Source organism: Pseudomonas sp. 05N432, assembly GCF_056396945.1.
Genome location: NZ_JBFTMM010000012.1, coordinates 153248 through 169857, shown reverse-complemented (window position 1 = coordinate 169857; position 16610 = coordinate 153248). Strand labels below are relative to the sequence as shown.

Annotated in this window: 9 protein-coding genes; 7 read left to right on the top strand and 2 right to left on the bottom strand. The window is 61.9% G+C overall.

The genetic code is table 11. From position 1 onward, the window contains the following. Positions 1-50 precede the first annotated feature (50 nt). Positions 51-671 (bottom strand): phage tail protein, encoded by a 621-nt coding sequence (locus AC1DHT_RS15045; RefSeq protein ID WP_427545071.1) that lies wholly within the window; start codon positions 669-671, stop codon positions 51-53. Positions 672-843: 172 nt separating this feature from the next. On the opposite strand from AC1DHT_RS15045, the gene AC1DHT_RS15040 reads away from it, so the two are divergent. The 7 genes from AC1DHT_RS15040 (at position 844) to AC1DHT_RS15010 (ending at position 15700) form a co-directional block, all read left to right on the top strand. Beyond that, the gene (locus tag AC1DHT_RS15040) at positions 844-2436 is read left to right on the top strand and encodes a glycosyltransferase family 39 protein (protein WP_427545069.1); all 1593 of its coding nucleotides are present in this window, start codon (positions 844-846) and stop codon (positions 2434-2436) included. Positions 2437-2724: 288 nt separating this feature from the next. Next, a complete protein-coding gene (locus AC1DHT_RS15035) occupies positions 2725-3561 on the top strand; it encodes a sulfotransferase family protein (protein ID WP_427545067.1) in 837 nt (278 codons plus the stop codon). Positions 3562-3614: 53 nt separating this feature from the next. Next, complete coding sequence (locus tag AC1DHT_RS15030; protein ID WP_427545065.1) at positions 3615-11822, top strand: Ig-like domain-containing protein; 8208 nt, start codon at positions 3615-3617, stop codon at positions 11820-11822. 42 nt (positions 11823-11864) lie between these two features. Next, the gene (locus AC1DHT_RS15025; protein WP_427545063.1) at positions 11865-13379 is read left to right on the top strand and encodes a TolC family protein; all 1515 of its coding nucleotides are present in this window, start codon (positions 11865-11867) and stop codon (positions 13377-13379) included. Then, a complete protein-coding gene (gene cysC / locus AC1DHT_RS15020) occupies positions 13363-13968 on the top strand; it encodes an adenylyl-sulfate kinase (RefSeq protein ID WP_427545061.1) in 606 nt (201 codons plus the stop codon). The genes AC1DHT_RS15025 and cysC overlap by 17 nt, the downstream gene beginning before the upstream one ends. Next, entirely contained in the window at positions 13965-14756 is a 792-nt protein-coding gene (locus AC1DHT_RS15015) for an aspartyl/asparaginyl beta-hydroxylase domain-containing protein (protein WP_427545059.1), read from the top strand. The genes cysC and AC1DHT_RS15015 overlap by 4 nt, the downstream gene beginning before the upstream one ends. After that, positions 14744-15700, top strand: a complete 957-nt coding sequence (locus AC1DHT_RS15010; protein WP_427545057.1) for a sulfotransferase family protein — start codon at positions 14744-14746, stop codon at positions 15698-15700. Before AC1DHT_RS15015 ends, AC1DHT_RS15010 begins: the two co-directional genes overlap by 13 nt. A 150-nt stretch (positions 15701-15850) precedes the next feature. Here AC1DHT_RS15010 and AC1DHT_RS15005 read toward each other — a convergent pair whose 3' ends face one another. Next, positions 15851-16609, bottom strand: coding sequence for a slipin family protein (locus AC1DHT_RS15005; RefSeq protein WP_427545055.1), 759 nt, complete (start codon positions 16607-16609; stop codon positions 15851-15853). Position 16610 lies beyond the last annotated feature (1 nt).

The window sequence follows — 16610 nt, the reverse complement described above, 5'->3', positions numbered from 1 at the left end:
CCTGGCTCCAGAAAAGTGAAGAGCCGGGGCCTTGGGCCCCGGCGGCATGTTCAGTTGCGAGACGGGAAAAGACCGTTGAGGCACATGCTGAAGTTCAGCACCAGGAACGGGTTCATCGTGTCCATGGGAACGCCACCGCCGATGGGCGCCACGGAGACGGCGACGTTGACGGTGCCGCCAACGCTGGTACTGACACCTTGCAGCGGCACGGGCGCAGTGCCCTGTGCGGTGGAGTAAATATTGGCCGTACCCGGGCCGCCGCTGGAGGCACCGATAAAGGCATTGGTCGCTGAGGGCACGCTCGCGGGGGTGGCAGCGACACTGGCCAGGTTGACGGTGGTGGTGGCGGTCAGGTTCGGGGTGCCGACGGCGGTTGCGGTAGGTGTGTGGATGGGCAGGTTGCTCACCGTGGCGGCGGTTTTTTCGGCGCCGGAGGCGGTGCCGATCACCCGTGGAGTGAGGTTCAGGCCCAACCCCTGACACAGGGGCAGGCGACCACGCAGGTCCGGCAGCATGAAGTTTGTCGTGCCGTTGCCGCCGTAATTGGTGCCGAGCAAGGCGAACAGCGCCTGGAACTGGCCGACTTGCATGGTCTGCCCGTTGCACAACGCCCAGCCGCTGGGTGGATAGTTGAAAGCGAAGGTCTGGATGGTTCCGGTAAACACTTCCATGGTTGTTATCCCTGTGTTTTTTGGAGGAGGCCGGCGTGTCCACCGACCACCGATCAGCGTAGCCGCAAAGACGAATGCCGCTACATTGCGTGCGTGCAGGGAATGGGGCAGCATCCACACCCAATTCGAGGTCCAAGCCTTATAGGGCCTTATCAATCACCCAGGGGGACAGATGGAATACCGAAGAGAAACAGAGCTTGCCGGCAAGCCTGATGCGTGTGCTGCGCGCACTCGGCTGACGGCCTCGGCGCGTCTGTTTCAATGGCTGACCGATTACGGGATCTGGCCAATTTTGCTGTTGGCGGCGTTCGTGCGGTTTTACGACCTGACAGCCGCAGCGATTTGGGGCGATGAAGGCTCCAGCCTGCTGATGAGCCAGTACGATCTGGCCGGGATCTGGTTTCACGCGGCCCGTGATGTGCATCCACCGCTCTACTTCATGGTGCTGCACGGCTGGATCGAACTGTTTGGCGACAGCATGCTCTCGATTCGCGGCCTCAGCGCGCTGCCGGGGATCGCCACGGTGGCAATGGGCGTCTGGTTGGTACGGTTGATCGCCAACCCGCGGGTGGCGTTGCTGGCCGGGTTGTTGCTGGCGCTATTCCCCTCGGCGGTGCGTTACAGCCAGGAAGTGCGGATGTATTCGCTGCTCGGCGTGTTGCTGATCGGCGCGACGATTGCACTGGTGTATTGGGTCAAACAGCCCCAGCGCACACGGTATCTGGTGATCTATGCAGTGCTGATGGCTGCCGCGTTTTACACCCACTACTTCACGGCCCTGTGCGTGATTGCCCATTGGTTGTACCTGCTGGTGCTGCGGGTACAGCCAGGCGAGCGGTTGCGGCACATCAACCGCCCGGGCTGGTGGCTGACGAATGCGGCGATCGTGCTGCTGTTTCTGCCGTGGGTCCCGCAGTTGCTGAGCCTGGTTCAGCACATGCCGGAACTCAAGGCCAGCGGCGATGTGGGCTGGGAAGATCCGGTCACCCTCAGTTCCCTGCCGTCCATGGTCTGGACCTTCATGATCCAGAGCGATGATGACTTCCTGCCCAGGTCGGTGTTTTTCGCACTGCCGGTGCTGTTGCTGGGTGTGATCGTGCTGACGGTACTGCGTGATCGTAGCGTCTACCGCTGGAGTGCCTTGCTGGCGATTTACGCGGTGGTACCGCTGGTGCTGGTTTTCCTGGTGTCGTTCATTTCGCCGGTGTTTATCGAGCGCTACGTGACGGCCTACGCGCTGGGGCTGCCATTGATCATGGCCCTGAGCGTCGATGGCCTGAAAAAACGGGCTCGGGTGCTGGCCCTGGCATTTCTCGTGCTGTTTATCGGCATTGAAGGGGTGGGTCTGAAAAACAACGCGACGGTCGATCCGAATGACCAGCTCAATGTAACGGTCGAGTTCATCAATCAGCATTATGAGCTGGGTGATCAGGTCGTCATCAGCGATCTGCTCTGGTACATGCCGTACGTCTACTACGATCGCACCGTCGTCCAGCCGCGGCTCTTTACTCCGCCCTTGGCCAACGGCACGTCCAGTCGCCCGAATGCCTACGGTTTCGGTACGCTGGTAGAGGAAGCCGCCGACAAGATTTACCTCGATCGGCTCACCGATCTGCCGCCCGAAACGCACCGTGTGTGGTTGTTCAGCACCGCTGACCAACCTGATGAGTTCGCACCATTGCCCGCCGATTGGCAGAAGATCAGCGAAAAAGTCGCCGGAAATGCGCGGGCGCGGTTGTTTGTCATCAATAACCCAAAAAAATAACGGGTAGTACGGCGAAGAACGTCAGTTTTCCGCAAATCGAAAGATCGCAGCCTTCGGCAGCTCCTACGCCTAAACCGTGTAGGAGCTGCCGTAGGTTGTGATTTTTTGCCGTTCAAGGCATCAGATGAAGGCATCTATCAGCTTAAACGTTTCACTCTGTCCATTTTCGTTACAACCACACCTTCTGCAAGGTTTTAGTTCCAATTTGATATCAAAAGCCCACTAGTCGGATCCAAAATCGTAGGCTACGCTTTGTCCTACAAATGGACTTCCGACTACGGTGAAGGGATGCAGCGGTTCCACTTTATTTCCGGCTTGCCGCGCTCAGGCTCGACCCTGCTTTCTGCAATTCTTTTGCAGAACCCGCGTTTTCATGCCGGTATGACCAGCCCCGTCGGATCGCTGTTCACCAGTGTCCTGGAGCAATGCAGCGCCGGCAGCGAATTTGGCGCGGTGATCGATACCCCGCTGCGCCGTCGTCTATTGCGCGGTCTGTTCGACTCCTTCTATGCCGATCAGGCAGATACCCCCGTTATCTTCGATACCAATCGCCAATGGTGCTCGCGTCAGCCTGCGCTACGGGAACTGTTTCCCAAGGCCAAAACCATTGCCTGCGTGCGCAATGTCGCCTGGGTGATGGACAGCCTCGAACGTCTGTACCGCGCCAATCCGTTCGAGAACACCAAGCTGTTCAATGACGAAATCGAGCGCAATACCGTTTACAGCCGTTGTGAAACCCTGGCCCAGCGCAATCGTCTGGTGGGCTTTGCCTGGACTGCGCTGAAAGAGGCCTATTACGGCGAAAACGCCGACTCGCTGTTGATCGTCGATTACGACCTGTTGAGCCAGGCCCCTGACCGGGTCATGCGGTTGATCTACGACTTCATCGGTGAACCCTGGTTCGAGCACGATTTCAAAAACCTCGCCTACGATGCGCCGGAATTCGACCAGGCACTCGGGGTGTCGGGGCTGCACAAGGTCAAGCGCACGGTCACACTGGAACCCCGGCGCACGATCCTGCCACCGGACCTGTTCGACAAATACGCAGAGTTGTCCTTTTGGCACGATGGCTCAGCCAGTGCTGCCAATGTCATTCGTATGAAAGCCGACGCCGCGATCAGTTGATCGCGGCGTTTTTTATTTGCGCAGTCATAAAAGTTCGAGTCCAGGTGAGCAGCATGTGGTGGAGCAAAGGCAAGTCGCAGGTCACGGAGGGCGCACGCGTCCTGGCATCGCCAATGATCATGTCCCTGGAACCGCGAATGCTGTTCGACGGCGCAGTGGCGGCCACCGTTGCCGATACTGCCGCCCAAGCCGACACCCACGCCACTGCGGACGCTGCCAAGGCACCGGCTGCCGACCACCCGGTGGCCAGCAAGGACACCCACGGCCAGGCGGACAACACGTCAGCGGCTACGCCCGCGCCCGCTGCGACGCCTACCGCCGTGCCCGGTCAGAGCGTGGTGTTCGTCGATTCACGTATCAAGGACGCCGATAGCCTGCTCAAAGGCGTGGCGCCTGGCACCCAGGTGGTCCAGCTCGACCCGACCAAGGATGGCTTGCAGCAGATCGCCGATTATCTGGATACCCACCACGGCGTGAGTACTGTGGAAATCATCGCTCACGGCAATAGCGGCGACTTGTGGCTGGGCGACACTTACCTGTCGGCCGATAACGTGGCGGCTCGCAGCGCGGTGCTGGCCGAGATCGGCAAGGACATGAACGTCGGCGGCGACATTCTGATCTACGCCTGTAACACCGCCGCAGGTGACAAGGGCATCAGCTTTGTCGATTCGCTGGCGCAACTGACCGGGCGCGATATCGCCGCGTCGAACAACCGTACCGGTGTGAGCGGTGACTGGGATCTGGAAATCGCCACCGGCACCATCGAGAGCCATAACGTGCTGTCGGCCCAGTCCATGGCCGCGTATCAGTACAGCCTGGCGACCCTGACGGTCACCAACAACGGCGACAGTGGGGTCGGCTCACTGCGTCAGGCGCTGAGCGATGCCGTGGGGGGGGACACGGTGACGTTCAGCACCACCATGACGGTCAATCTGAACGCGCAGCTGACCATTACCAAGAACGTCACGGTGGAAGGTGACCTGAACCACGACGGCATTGCCGATGTGACCCTCAACGGTCAGTACAAGACCCGGGTGGTTCAGGTCGCTTCCGGGGTCACTGCGACTTTCGACGGGCTGATCATCAAGCAAGGCCTGGTGGCCGGCAATGGTGCTGCCGCCGGTACGGACGGCACGGCGTCCATGGGCGGCGGTATTTTCAACGCCGGCAACCTGACCCTCAAGAACGTCACCGTGACCAGCAACGCCGCTTCGGGCGGCGGTGGCGGTGGCGGGGTTACCTCACCTTACGTCGGTGGCGCGGTCGGTGGCGGTGGCGGCGGTGGTGGTGCCTTGGGCGGGCAAGCCGGCGGTCATGGCGGCACCTCCGGCTTCGGCACGGGTGTGTACGGCGGTACGAGTGGTAGTGCCAACACGGGCGGTAACGGTGGCGGCTACAACCCCAACTACATGGGCGGTCGCGGCGGTAGCAGCAGCGGTGGCGCGGGCGGCGTAGGGGCTGCCAACTACAGCAACGGTGGYGCGGGCGGTACGGCGAACAACGGCACGATTTCCATCGGCGGTGGCGGTGGCGGCTCCGGTTGGGACAAGCCCGGCAGGGCCGGGGCATCGGCTGCCGGTGGTATTTACAACGCCAGTAGCGGCACCCTGACGGTCATTGGCACCTCGGTGATTTCCGGCAACATCGCCGCCGGTGGTGGCGGTGGCGGCGGTGGTGGCCTGGGCGGTTCCGCCGACTCCGGTGGTGCGGCCGGTAAAGGCGTCGGTGCGATCTGGAACAAAGGTACGGTACTGATGACCGCCGCCAACTTCGCGGCGCTGTCCGGTAACGTCGGTGGCAGTGGCTCCGGCGGTCCGGCGCTGGGCGGCGGTAGTACCGGTGCCAGCGTGGCGGCCGTGAACAATATATTCAACGACGGCGGCACCGTGAACACCGCCTATGCACCGGCACCGAGCGCTACCATCGTGGTGGCGAACAGCGCCCTGCACATCGGCCAGACTTCGCTGGTGACCTTTACCTTCACTGAGGCGGTGACCGGTTTCACCAACGCCGACCTGACGATTGCCAACGGCACGTTGAGCGCGGTGAGCAGCAGTGATGGCGGGGTGACCTGGACGGCGACGCTCACCCCGGCCAGCGCCATTACTGACACCACTAACCTGATCACCCTGGATAACACCGGGGTCCAGGGTGTGTCGCTGGGCACAGTCGGGGTTGGCACCAGCACGTCCAACAATTACACCATCGACACCGTACGGCCGACGGCGACCATCGTGTTCACCGATACCGCGCTGAAAATCGGCGACACCTCACTGGTCACCTTCACGTTCTCTGAAGCGGTGAGCGGTTTCACCAACGCCGACCTGACGATTGCCAACGGCACGCTGACGGCGGTCAGCAGCAGTGATGGCGGCACCACCTGGACCGGGACCTTCACCCCGACCGCGAGCATCACCGACACCACCAACCTGATCACCCTGGACAACACCGGAATCGCCGATCTGGCCGGTAATGCGGGCAGCGGCACCACCGATTCGAACAACTATGCCATCGACACCGTGCGCCCGACCGCAACCATCGTGGTGGCTGACACTACCCTCACGGCCGGCGAAACATCGCTGGTAACCATCACCTTCTCCGAAGCAGTGAGCGGCTTCACCAATGCCGACCTGAGCATCGCCAATGGCACCTTGAGCGCGGTGAGCAGCAGCGACGGCGGGATCACCTGGACCGCGACCTTCACCCCGACTGACGGGGTGTCGGATGCCACCAACCTGATCACCCTGACGAACGCTGGTGTCAGTGACCTGGCAGGCAACGCTGGCAGTGGCACCACCGATTCGGGCAATTACGTGATCAACACCGCGCACCCGACCGCGACTATTGTGGTCGCGGACAACGTTTTGGCAATTGGTGAAACCTCGCTGGTGACCATCACCTTCAGCGAGGCGGTGACCGGCTTCACCAACGCCGACCTGGCGATTGCCAACGGTACGCTGACCGCGGTCAGCAGCAGCGATGGCGGCATCACCTGGACGGCGACTTTTACCCCGACCAACGCCATTACCGACGCCACCAACCTGATCACCCTGGACAATACCGGCGTGCAAAACGCGGTGGGCAACGTTGGCCTGGGCACCACCGATTCCAACAACTACGCCATCGACACCGTGCGGCCGACGGCGACTATCGTGGTCGCAGACAACGCCCTGAAAATCGGTGAAACCTCGCTGGTGACCATCACCTTCAGCGAGGCGGTGAGCGGTTTCACCAACGCCGACCTGACGATTGCCAACGGTACGCTGACCGCCGTCAGCAGCAGCGATGGCGGCATCACCTGGACGGCGACGTTCACCCCGAGCGCCAGCATCACCGATACGACCAACCTGATCACCCTGGACAACACCGGGATCGCCGATCTGGCCGGCAACGCCGGTAGCGGGACCACCGACTCGAACAACTATGCGATCGACACCGTGCGCCCGACCGCGACCATCGTGGTCGCGGACAGCGCGTTGAAAATCGGCGACACCTCGCTGGTGACCATCACCTTCAGCGAGGCGGTGACCGGCTTCACCAACGCTGACCTGACCATTACCAACGGCACGCTGAGCGCAGTCAGCAGCAGTGATGGCGGGATCACCTGGACCGCGACCTTTACGCCGAGCGCCAGCACCACCGACGCGACCAACCTGATCACCCTGGCCAATACCGGAATCGCCGATCTGTCGGGTAATGCGGGCACAGGTACGACAGATTCGAACAACTATGCCATCGACACCGCGCGCCCGACCGCGACCATCGTGGTGGCCGACAACGCGCTGAAGATTGGCGACACCTCGCTGGTGACCATCACCTTCAGCGAGGCGGTGACTGGATTCACCAACGCTGACCTGACCATTACCAACGGCACGCTGACCGCCGTGAGCAGCAGTGATGGCGGGATCACCTGGACGGCGACCTTTACCCCGACCGCCAGCACCACCGACGCGACCAACCTGATCACCCTGGACAATACCGGGATCGCCGATCTGGCCGGTAATGCGGGTAGCGGCACCACCGACTCGAACAACTACGCTATCGACACCCAACGTCCGACGGCAACCATCGTGGTGACAGACACCGCGCTGGGAATCGGTCAAACCTCGTTGGTGACCATCACCTTCTCCGAAGCGGTGACCGGTTTTACCAACGCCGACCTGACAATTGACAACGGTACGCTGAGCGCGGTGAGCAGCAGCGATGGCGGCGTGACCTGGACCGCCACGCTGACGCCGGTGAACGGCGTCACTCACAGCGGCAACGTGATCACCCTGGACAACACCGGGATTGCCGATCTGGCCGGTAATGCCGGTACCGCGACCACCGATTCCAATACTTACGCTATCGACAGCCAGCGCCCGACCGCGACCATTGTGCTGGCCGACCCGACGCTGGCCGCTGGTGAAACCTCGCTGGTGACCATCACCTTCTCCGAGGCAGTGACCGGTTTCGACAACAGTGACCTCAGCGTGCCCAACGGCACCCTGACCAGCGTCAGTTCCAGTGATGGCGGGATCACCTGGACCGCGACCTTCACCCCGACCGCGGGCATAAAAGACACCACTAACCTGATTACCCTGGCCAACACTGGTGTGGCTGACCTGGCCGGTAACGCCGGTAGCGGCACCACCGACTCCGGCAACTTCACCATCGACACCGTGCGTCCAACGGCGACTATTGTGGTGGCCGACAACGCCTTGAATATCGGTGAAACGTCACTGGTGACCATCACCTTCTCCGAGGCGGTCACCGGCTTCACCAACGCTGACCTGACCATTACCAACGGCACGCTGACCGCCGTCAGCAGCAGTGATGGCGGGATCACCTGGACGGCGACCTTTACCCCGAATGCCAGCACCACCGACGCCACCAACCTGATCACCCTGGACAATACTGGCGTGCAGAACGGCTCCGGTAACGTCGGCAGCGGCACCACCGATTCGAACAACTACGCCATCGACACCCAGCGTCCGACGGCAACCATCGTGGTGACGGACACCGCGCTGGGAATCGGTCAGACTTCGTTGGTGACCATCACCTTCAGTGAAGCGGTGACCGGTTTCACCAACGCCGACCTGACGATCGACAACGGTACGCTGAGTGCGGTGAGCAGCAGTGATGGCGGTATCACCTGGACCGCCACGCTGACGCCGGTGAACGGCGTCACCCACAGCGGCAACGTGATCACCCTGGACAACACCGGGATTGCCGACCTGGCCGGTAATGCCGGTGCCGCGACCACCGATTCCAATACTTACGCGATCGATAGTCAGCGCCCGACCGCGACCATCGTGGTCGCCTCGCCAACGCTGGCAGCCGGGCAGACGTCGCTGGTGACCATCACCTTCTCCGAGGCAGTGACCGGTTTCGACAACAGTGACCTCAGCGTGCCCAACGGCACCCTGACCAGCGTCAGTTCCAGTGATGGCGGGATCACCTGGACCGCCACCTTCACCCCGACTGCCGGCATAAAAGACACCACCAACCTGATTACCTTGGCCAACACCGGCGTGGCCGACCTGGCCGGTAACGCCGGTAGCGGCACCACCGATTCCGCCAACTTCACCATCGACACCGTGCGTCCGACGGCGACCATCGTGGTCGCGGACAACGCCTTGAATATCGGTGAAACGTCACTGGTGACCATCACCTTCAGCGAGGCGGTGACCGGCTTCACCAACGCCGACCTGACGATTGCCAACGGCACGCTGAGCGCCGTCAGCAGCAGCGATGGCGGCATCACCTGGACCGCGACCTTTACCCCGACCGCGAGCATCACTGACACCACCAATCTGATCACCCTGGACAATACCGGTGTGCAGAATGGCTCTGGTAACGTTGGCAGCGGCACCACCGATTCCAACAACTACGCGATCGATACCCAGCGTCCGACGGCGACCATCGTGGTCGCGGACAATGCCTTGAAAATCGGTGACACCTCGTTGGTGACCATCACCTTCTCCGAGGCGGTGACCGGCTTCACCAACGCCGACCTGACGATTGCCAACGGTACGCTGAGTGCGGTGAGCAGCAGCGATGGCGGGATCACCTGGACCGCGACCTTTACCCCGAGCGCCAGCACCACCGACGCGACCAACCTGATCACCCTGGACAACACCGGGATCGCCGATCTGGCCGGCAACGCCGGTAGCGGGACCACCGACTCGAACAACTACGTGATCGACACCGTGCGCCCGACCGCGACCATCGTTGTAGCTGACGGTACTCTCACGGCTGGTGAAACGTCGTTGGTGACCATCACCTTCAGCGAAGCGGTGACGGGGTTCGACAACAGCGACCTGAGCGTGCCCAACGGCACCCTGACCAACGTCAGCAGCAGCGACGGCGGCATCACCTGGACCGCCACCTTCACCCCGACCACCGGCATAAAAGACACGACCAACCTGATTACCCTGGCCAACACCGGCGTGGCTGACTTGGCCGGTAATGCGGGCAGCGGCACCACCGACTCGGGCAACTTCACCATCGATACCCAGCGGCCGACCGCGACCATCGTGGTGGCTGACAACGCCTTGAATATCGGTGAAACGTCACTGGTGACCATCACCTTCTCCGAGGCGGTCACCGGCTTCACCAACGCCGACCTGACGATTGCCAACGGTACGTTGAGCGCGGTCAGTTCAAGCGATGGCGGTATTACCTGGACGGCCACATTCACCCCGGCCGCGAATATCACCGACACCACCAACCTGATCACCCTGGACAACACGGGGGTGCAGAACGCCTCTGGCAACGTTGGTGTGGGCACCACCGACTCGAACAACTACGCCATCGACACGCAACGTCCAACGGCAAGCATTGTGGTGGCCAATCCGCTGCTGGGCATTGGCCAGACCTCACAGGTGACCATCACCTTCAGTGAGACGGTCACTGGTTTCGATCTGTCCGACCTCAGCGTGGCCAATGGCACATTGTCCAATTTGCTGAGCAGCGACGGCGGCAAGACCTGGACGGCGACCCTGACGCCGACCGCCGCGGTCAACGATGCCACCAACCAGATCGTGCTCGACACCGCCAATGTGCAGGACAGCGCCGGTAACGCGGGCAGCACCGTAAGCCTGTCCAATAACTACGTGCTCGATGCCGACCGGCCTACCGGGACCATCGTCGTTGCCAAACCGCTGCTGGGCATCGGCCAGACCTCGGGGGTGACCATCACCTTCAGCGAAGCGGTGACCGGTTTCGACCTGTCCGATCTGAGCGTGACCAACGGTACGCTGTCCAACCTGGCCAGCAGTGACGGAGGCAAGACCTGGACCGCGACGTTCACGCCGACGGCGAACGTGACCGACGCGACCAACCTGATTGTGCTCGACAACAGTAACGTCAATGACGCTGCGGGCAATGCCGGGACGGGACTGGCCATCTCCAACAACTACGCCCTGGACAGTGATCGCCCCACCGCGACCATCGTCGTCGCCAACCCGAACCTGGGCGTTGGCCAGACCTCGCAAGTGACCTTCAGCTTCAGCGAGGCGGTGAAGCATTTCGATTTGTCCGACCTCAGCGTGGCCAATGGCACCCTCACCAACCTGATCAGCAGCAACGGCGGCAAGACCTGGACCGCCACCCTGACCCCGGCGGCCAACATCAACGATGCGACCAATTTCATCGGGCTGGACACCCGCAACGTGACCGACCGCGCCGGGAACGCGGGCGCCAGTGTCGCGATCTCCAACAATTTCACCATCAACACGGTGCCGGCCGTCGTGGTCTCGGTCAGCGACCCGGCACTGCCGCAAAGTCCTCCGAACGTGCCGTTGCAGCCGATTGTCTTCACACCGCCGACCGGTAATCTCGGCTCGCCGCTGACCTTTGCGCCGCTGTTCGAACAGCGGGTATTGGGCGATGGCATCCGTCCACTGGGGGATATTTTCATCAATCGTGGCGCACTGAGCCCCAGCTATATCGCTCAGGTGTTCACCAGCAGCGACAGCGGCGGGAATGGTTCCGCTCACGGTTTCCTGGGTTTTGGCGGGGGTGATGGCGGGGTGTTTGGCAGCAGCACGCTGTCGAGTCTGTTCAGCCATGAGTCGGGCAATGGCGACAGTTCGTTCAATGCGTTCGGCGACAAGTCGATCCAGCACAGCGGCAATGCCGCTCAAGGCCTGCACGGTGGCTATGGTGCACTGACCTTGGGCGAGCAACTTCAACAACTTGAAAACGCCGAGAAGCAGCAGGTCCAGGCGTTGGCTGCAGCGTTGCAACAGGTCGGCATCAGCGAAATGCAGGCCTGATTAAAAACCTGAAATTGTGCGGTACCTAGGGGCGGTCCAAGGATGAAGAAAAGTCAGAAACTATTCGGCGCCAGCTTGCTGGCGCTGGCAATCAGCGGATGTGCGGTAACCAGTGAGCCGATTGAACGCAGTGTCAGCGAGCAGCGCGCCAGAAGCGATCTGGCGAGCATGTACAAGGATCAGGAGCCCCTTAGCGGCCCACTGACGCTGCATCAAGCCATGGCCCGTGCCGTGAAGTACAACCTTGAAGGCCGGTTGAAGATCATGGAAGAGGCGTTGGCCAAGCGCCAACTCGACCTCGCCAGCTTCGACATGCTGCCGCGCATGGCCCTGGACGCCGGTTACGTCGGGCGCAACAACACCAGCGGCTCCAGCAGCCAGAGCGTGCGCACCGGCACCCAGTCCCTCGAACCCTCGACCTCCCAGGACCGCGATCGCAGGGTCGCCGACCTGACCATGGTCTGGAACGTCCTCGACTTCGGCGTCAGCTACATCAATGCCAAGCAGCAGGGCGATCAACGGCTGATCGTTCAGGAACGCCGGCGCAAGGTCATCAACACCATCGTTCAGGACGTGCGCTCGGCTTATTGGCGAGCGGTGGCTGCTGAACGCCTGCTCAAGCAGATCGACAGCCTGATGGCCCGGGTCGATGCCGCGCGCAACAACAGCCAGAGCATGAGCGAGCAGCGCATCGGCGACCCGGTGCAGGCCTTGGGGTATCAGCGTTCGTTGATCGAAGCCACGCGCCAGCTTGAAGAACAGCGGCGGGCACTGTCGCTGGCGAAAACCGAACTGGCGACCCTGATCAACCTGCCGATGGGCACCGAGTTGACGTTGGCGACACCGGAGGATTATCCGATTCCGGAGCTCAAGGTCGGCATGGCCAGCCTTGAGCAAGAGGCCCTGGCCAGCCGTCCGGAACTGCGCGAGCAGGATTATCAGACGCGCATCAGCACCGCCGAAACCCGTAAAGCCATGCTGCGGCTGCTGCCGGGGCTGGAACTCTCGGCTGGCGGGCATTACGACAGCAACTCGTTTCTGGTCAACGACAAGTGGGCCGACTACGGGGTAAAAATCACCTGGAACCTGTTCAACGTGATTTCCGCCCCGGCGGCCATCGACGTGGCCAAGGCCGGTGAAGAAGTGGCCAAGGCACGCCGTCAGGCAATGTCGATCGCGGTGCTGGCGCAGCTCTACGTGGCCAACGCCAACTACCGCGAAGCGCTACGCCAGTTCGAGACCAACCAGCAGCTGTCGAACATCGACGGGCAGATTCTTGGCCAGTTGCGTAACCGTCATCAGGCCGCGGGCATCGGCGAACTGGAGCTGATCCAGGGCGAACTGAACACCCTGCAAGCCGACCTGCGTCGCGACCTGTCGTACGCCGATTTGCGTAACGCTTACGGGCAGATCTTCGCCAGCGCCGGGCTCGATCCGTTGCCGGATCAGGTGCAATCGACCCAGGTGCAGTCGATCGCCACCGCACTGGCCAGCCGCGAGGATGCGTGGGCCGCCGGCAACATCAGCGTGCCGCCAGCCCATGTCCAGCCCAAGTAATCTGCTGGCGCCCACAGCCAGCATCAGCCGGGCGCAACGCGAAGAGCGCCAGGGCCATCGCGGAGCGGCGATCCTGCTGACCGGTTTACCGGCGGCAGGCAAGTCGACCCTGGCCCAGGCGCTGCACGCCGCGTTGTTCGAACGCGGCGTGCACAGCCTGGTGCTCGATGGCGATGGACTGCGGGTCGGGCTCAATCGCGACCTCGGGTTTGCCGACAAGGATCGTCAGGAAAACATTCGCCGCGCCAGCGAGGTCGCAGCGTTGCTGGTGGAGAATGGGCAGATCGTTATTTTGGCGATGATTGCGCCGTTGGTTGAACTGCGAGAAGTCTTCGCCCAGCGCTTGGGTGAGGACTACCGCGAAGTCTGGTGCAGTGCTTCGCTCAACGTGTGCGAGCAGCGTGATCCGAAAGGTCATTACGCCCGTGCGCGCAGCGGTGAACTGCCGGGCTTCACCGGTATCTCCGCACCTTACGAGCCACCTGCGTCGGCGGCATTGGTGCTCGACACCGGCGTGCTGTCGGTGGACGCCTGCCTCGACCGCTTACTGACCTGGCTCGGCGAATCCGCGGTGCTTGCGAACCGATGACTCGGCCGGCGTTTTCCCGCCTGCCGGTGACGGTGTCTCTGTCGTTGCTGTTGCAGGCATTGGCGCAAATCAAAGACAGCGATTGGCATAGCCATTTCAACAGCCACTATTTCAGCGGCGACTGGAGCGGTGTGGCGCTGATCAGCGCGGTTGACGCGCTGACGGAGTTATCCCCTGGCCATGGAAAACCGGTGTTGCGAGCGCCGTGGCTGCTCGATGGTCGATGGCAGCGTGCATTGCAGGAATTATCGTTGGACATCGTCTCGGCAAGATTGCTGAAGCTGGGGCCCGGTAGTCGGATTCACGAGCACCGCGACTACGATCTTGAGGGGCCAGAGGCCGATCTGCGGTTGCATATTCCGTTGCTCAGCCCACCGAACGTCGACTTTCTGCTCGACGGTTTGCGTATGCCGATGGAGGCCGGCGAATGCTGGTTTCTCGACTTGTCGCGGCCCCACAGCGTCGACAATCGCGACCGCCGCGAGCGGGTGCATCTGGTGATCGATTGCAGGCCCAACCCTTGGTTGGAACAGGCGATTGTCGAGGGCGTTTCAACCACGCCGGCGCCTGGTGTCGGTCATGCAGCGCAAGCGCTGGCACAGTTTCGACGGCTGCTGGAAAGCGATCCGCAGCTTTGCCGGATCTTGCAAGGCGTGACCGACAGCGAAGTCTTTATCGCCACCACCCTGAAGCTGGCTGCCGAGCGCGGCCTGGCGTTTTCCCGTGAAGAGCTGCGTGCGGCGATGCGCAATGGCCGTCGCCAATGGAACGAACAATGGAGCGCCTGAACCTCGACGGCTGGTTGCCGATCCGGGTCTGGCAGCAGGCCGGGGAGTGGTGGGTCGATTGGTGCTGGTTTGGTGATCAGCCGTTGCGACAGCCGTTTTTCCGCGATGCGGTGGAGGAGGCGCTGCGCCTGCCATTCAACCAGGCCTTCCGCCGTCAAACGCCGCTGAGCGTGCTGAGTGATTGGCAGACGATCAGCCCGGGGCTGGCGCCGAGCGCATTCATTTTTCACGCCTCGCGCTGTGGCTCGACGCTGATCAGCCAGATGTTGGCGCAACTCGATAACCACATCGTCATTTCCGAACCACCGCCACTGGATACCCTGCTGCGCAGCGCACTGCCGCCTGCGGAACGCGACGCGGCGATTCGCGGTTTGCTCTCGGCCTATGGCCAGCCGCGCCGAGGTGTGGAACAACGCCTGGTGATCAAACTGGACGCCTGGAACATCGGTGAGCTGAAGCGGTTGCGCGAGTGCTTTCCTGAAACGCCCTGGCTGTTTGTCTACCGCGATCCGCTGGAAATCGCCGTTTCCCACCTGCGCCGCCCGGGCCTGCACATGGTGCCAGGGCTAATCGGCGCCAGCGCATTGGACGATGGGGCCGCATTCGAGGGGCGAGAAGACTTCATCGCTCGACGCTTGGGCAAACTGCTGCAACTGGGCGCTGAACATTGCCACGAATTTGCCGGGCTGGCGGTCAACTATCGTGAGTTGCCGGGCGCCATGGAGGGGCGTTTGGCCAGGTTTTTTGCGCTGAATGCCGAGCAGCGAACCCAAGTGTTCAGCGCCGTGAGTCAGCACGCCAAACAACCGGCCGAAACGTTTGTGGCCGACAGCGAAGGCAAACAACAAGAAGCCTCGGCGCAGCTCATAGCGGGCGTAGAGCGTTGGGCGCGAGGGCCTTACGAGACGCTTGAGAAATCAAGGCTCGCCGCCTATCCCCTGTAGCAGCTGCCGCAGGCTGCGTTCGAGTGCGCAGCGCTCGTAATCCGATTCACTCGGTCTACCTGAAGGAATGTTTACGACCGCTGCACGGCCGAACGCAGCCTGCGGCAGCTGCTACAGGGAGGAGCGTCATTTTCCTTCAGCATCATTCGCTCAGCTCTTCGACGACAAATCCGCCATGCCCTTGAGCAATTCGATCGGTAGCGGGAAGACAATGGTCGAACTCTTGTCGCCGGCAATCAAGCTCAGGGTCTGCATGTAACGCAACTGCATGGCGCCGGGCTGGCGACCGAGCATTTCGGCGGCTTGCATGAGTTTTTCCGAGGCCTGCAACTCACCTTCGGCGTGGATCACTTTCGCCCGCCGTTCACGTTCGGCTTCGGCCTGTTTGGCGATCGCGCGGATCATCGATTCGTTAAGGTCGACGTGCTTGATCTCGACGTTGGCGACCTTGATTCCCCAGGCATCCGTCTGGGCATCCAGCACTTGCTGGACGTCGAAGTTCAAGCGTTCGCGCTCGGCCAGTAATTCGTCCAGTTCATGTTTACCGAGCACTGCCCGCAAAGTGGTTTGCGCCAGTTGGCTGGTGGCCATGAGGAAGTCTTCGACCTGGATGATCGCTTTCTGCGAGTCAAGCACACGGAAGTACAACACGGCATTGACCTTCACCGAGACGTTGTCGCGGGTGATCACGTCTTGCGGCGGTACGTCGAGCACCACGGTCCGCAGATCGACCCGAACCATTTGCTGCACCACCGGAATCAACAGGATCAGCCCCGGGCCCTTGACCTGCCAGAAGCGTCCAAGCTGGAACACCACCCCACGCTCGTATTCGCGCAAGATGCGAAAGGTCGACCCTGCCAGTGCAATCAGCAGCACCAACAGCGCGGCAAAACCCAGTTGCAGACCCATG

Bases quoted from the DNA above. Each gene is read 5' to 3' on its own strand.
- AC1DHT_RS15045 (WP_427545071.1), bottom strand. From the start codon at position 671: ATGGAAGTGTTTACCGGAACCATCCAGACCTTCGCTTTCAACTATCCA.
- AC1DHT_RS15035 (WP_427545067.1), top strand. From the start codon at position 2,725: ATGCAGCGGTTCCACTTTATTTCCGGCTTGCCGCGCTCAGGCTCGACC.
- AC1DHT_RS15010 (WP_427545057.1), top strand. From the start codon at position 14,744: ATGGAGCGCCTGAACCTCGACGGCTGGTTGCCGATCCGGGTCTGGCAG.
- AC1DHT_RS15015 (WP_427545059.1), top strand. From the start codon at position 13,965: ATGACTCGGCCGGCGTTTTCCCGCCTGCCGGTGACGGTGTCTCTGTCG.
- AC1DHT_RS15005 (WP_427545055.1), bottom strand. From the start codon at position 16,609: ATGGGTCTGCAACTGGGTTTTGCCGCGCTGTTGGTGCTGCTGATTGCA.
- AC1DHT_RS15040 (WP_427545069.1), top strand. From the start codon at position 844: ATGGAATACCGAAGAGAAACAGAGCTTGCCGGCAAGCCTGATGCGTGT.
- cysC (WP_427545061.1), top strand. From the start codon at position 13,363: ATGTCCAGCCCAAGTAATCTGCTGGCGCCCACAGCCAGCATCAGCCGG.
- AC1DHT_RS15025 (WP_427545063.1), top strand. From the start codon at position 11,865: ATGAAGAAAAGTCAGAAACTATTCGGCGCCAGCTTGCTGGCGCTGGCA.